This is a genomic window from Haloferax sp. s1, from assembly GCF_058382125.1.
In genome coordinates, this window is the sequence record NZ_JBZRPK010000277.1 from 1 (window position 1) to 2,634 (window position 2,634).

Annotated in this window: 4 protein-coding genes; 1 reads left to right on the top strand and 3 read right to left on the bottom strand. The window is 65.3% G+C overall.

Features of this window, described 5'->3' with window-relative positions; translation table 11 throughout:
* Positions 1-422 (top strand): DUF8056 family protein (locus tag QT222_RS02815; protein ID WP_491476235.1); only part of this gene is annotated, 422 nt, incomplete at its 5' end.
* A 76-nt stretch (positions 423-498) separates the two neighbouring features.
* On the opposite strand, the gene QT222_RS02820 is transcribed toward QT222_RS02815, so the two are convergent.
* From QT222_RS02820 to QT222_RS02830, 3 genes are read right to left on the bottom strand one after another with little or no spacing between them, the layout of a single operon-like run.
* Positions 499-1,182, bottom strand: coding sequence for a TVP38/TMEM64 family protein (locus QT222_RS02820; RefSeq protein ID WP_491476236.1), 684 nt, complete (start codon positions 1,180-1,182; stop codon positions 499-501).
* The gene (locus tag QT222_RS02825; protein ID WP_491476237.1) at positions 1,179-1,919 is read right to left on the bottom strand and encodes a CehA/McbA family metallohydrolase; all 741 of its coding nucleotides are present in this window, start codon (positions 1,917-1,919) and stop codon (positions 1,179-1,181) included. Before QT222_RS02825 ends, QT222_RS02820 begins: the two co-directional genes overlap by 4 nt.
* Positions 1,916-2,614: a CDP-alcohol phosphatidyltransferase family protein gene (locus QT222_RS02830; protein ID WP_004059442.1), complete on the bottom strand. Its 699-nt coding sequence runs from the start codon at positions 2,612-2,614 to the stop codon at positions 1,916-1,918. The genes QT222_RS02825 and QT222_RS02830 overlap by 4 nt, the downstream gene beginning before the upstream one ends.
* Positions 2,615-2,634 lie beyond the last annotated feature (20 nt).

Sequence of the window (2,634 nt, forward strand, 5' to 3'; positions counted from 1 at the left end):
ACGCCCCGGTTGCCGCCCCGGTCCCGGTCTCCTTGGGCCTCGTGTCCCTCGCGGCCGCAGCGGCGGGCGTCCCGGGTGGCCCGCTCCCCCCCCCGGGGCCTTTCTCCGTCCCGGTGGGACGGTTTGCCGCCCCCCCGCTCGCCCCCCCGATACTGTGCGCCGCGCGGCGACCCCGCAAACCCGGCTCCGCCCGCCGGTACGACCTGACACTCGCGCTTTCGGGCTTCGTGTTCATGGCGTCGGTATACGTCGGTCTGGTTGCGTCGGTTCCTGCTGAGTTGCAGACGCCGGTCGGCCAAACGACCGGTTCGGTGGCCGTTCTGTTCGTCACCTTCCTCTACGACCTTCCGGCCATCTACGGTCTCGTCCCGCCGGTTGTCTGCGCGCTGGGTATCTACGGCGTTCACCGACTGCTCCGGTGAGAGTCGTAGGACGCTGTGGAGCCGTCTTTCTATTTGAATCCTCGCGCCGCTGTCTGAAACGGGCTCCTTCCCCTTCTCAGCCAGCCACGCCCGCGAGTTTGTCGCGGTATCGGTAGACGACTGCTGACGCAACGAGTCCCGCGACGACGAGAACGACCATCGTGCTGTAGTTCGCCGCCTCTGCGCTCTGCCCCGCGGCGGCCGCCAACGCGAACGTCGGGAGGCGGCCGACGGCGACGAGGACGACGAGCGTCCGCAGTCGAATCGGGGAGAGACCGGCGAGCGCGCAGAGCGCGTCGTCGGGGAACGCCGGCAGAAGAAAGAGGACGAACAGACCGGCGACACCGCGGTGCTCGGCGAAGTCGTCGAACCTCTCCAGAATCGCGTCGTCGACGAAGCGCTCGACGGCCGGGCGGCCGAACCGACGCGCGAGAAGGAAGACGACGACGCTCCCGGTCACGACGCCGACCATGCTGTAGACAGTCCCGACGACTGTCCCGAAGAGATAGCCGCCGACGGCCGCGAGCGCCTGTCCGGGGATGGGTGCGAGTATCACCTGCACCGTCTGGATACCGACAAACACCAGCGGGGCGAACGGCCCCGCCGCGGAAACGGCCGACTGAATCCACGCCGGGTCGGTAAGTGAGGGTGCGAACTCGGCAATTACGAGGACACCTGCACCGAGCAGAATCGCAACGACCCCGAGTCGGACGAGCGCCGCAGTCCGCGCTCTCGCGGAGTCGAACACGCGGCGAGTCACAGTAACGAGAAGGTCTTGAGACGGGCGTTAGTCGCGTACTTTTTCAGGTACTGTCGCGCGGACGTTCGTGTCCCGCGGGCGACGGTTCGCCCGGCGCGAATCGCGTCCAAGATGTCGGCGGTCGAAATCGACTCGTTCGCTGGCTTGACCGAGACCATCGTGTGTGCCTGTCCGACCAGCGAAGCTCTGTGCGCATCGCTCCCAGCCGTGCCCGGAAGTCCCTGCCGTCGGGCGTATCGTCGCGCCTGCCCGTTTCTGAATCCGGTGAGCGTGTGCGCATTGTAGACCTCGATGGCGTCAACGTCGCGGATATCCCGGCGAGACGCCCCGTGTCGGAACGTCTGAAACGGATGCGGAACGACCGCGAGTCCCCCCGACTCGCGGACTGACCGTGCCGTCTCGACAAGTTGCCGTCCTCGCTCCGGTGGTTCGTCGATGCCGAGCGCGAGAAGGTGGCCGTCCGCCGTGGTGACTTCGACGCCGGGTACGACTCGGACGCCGTATTCGTGGGCGATTTCGAACGCCCGCGAGAGCGACCCGACCGAGTCGTGGTCAGTGATTGTGACGGCGTCGAGACCGACCGCCGAAGCGCGGGCCAACACCGTTTCGACCGACATCTCGCAGTCGTAGGACGCGTCAGTGTGGACGTGAAGGTCGACTGCAAGAGTTGTCTTATCGCGTCCACCACTGTCTTCCCTGCTGTTGCTGTCCGCTTCGTCGGGCTTCTGTCCTGTCATAGCACGCCGAATTCGAGCGCGAGACAGCCTGCAACCGCAATGGAACCGGCGATGCCGACGAGAACGTGACCAGCGTCGGTTTTGTACGCCTTGTAGTCGGAAGTCATGAGCGGGCAGACGGCGACGATGGTCGCGCCGGCAACCCACCCGTTCCACATCGGCACGAACTGAAAGAGGAAGTAGTTCGCCAGCACCACGAGATGCGTGTGGACGACGGTCGTCCCGTGGTAGTACGAGGTTCCGGACTCGTCGCCGAACCCTTCGCTATTGTGCCGGATGAGGCGAAGGCCGCCGAAGGAGAGGACGACGAACCCGACGACGGCGCTCACGACCGCGTTCGGCGCGAGCGCGATATGGTACAGAAGCGCCGCCGACACGAGGTACGTGAAGATGTCGATGAAAGAGTCGATTTGGCGGCCGAACGCCGACGTGGTTCCCGTCTTTCGGGCGTAGTAGCCATCCGCCTTGTCGAAGACGAATCCGACGAGGACGGCCATAATCGCCCAATTCGGCTCGTTCGACACGAAGAGGATTGCCCCGACCCACGCCCAAAAGAGCGCGCCCAAACTCAACCAGTCCGCGGTGCCGAGCCGCGAAATCATGTTCTCTCCCGTCGAGGACCGCACAATCTCACTCGCTCGCGCGTCAATCGCATTCACCCCGCCACGAAGCGTTGACCTGAGTTCGTCCGTCATGCCTGTCTACCTGACATACC

Coding starts and splice junctions, on each gene's coding strand:
- QT222_RS02825 (WP_491476237.1), bottom strand. CDS start 1,919: ATGACAGGACAGAAGCCCGACGAAGCGGACAGCAACAGCAGGGAAGAC.
- QT222_RS02830 (WP_004059442.1), bottom strand. CDS start 2,614: ATGACGGACGAACTCAGGTCAACGCTTCGTGGCGGGGTGAATGCGATT.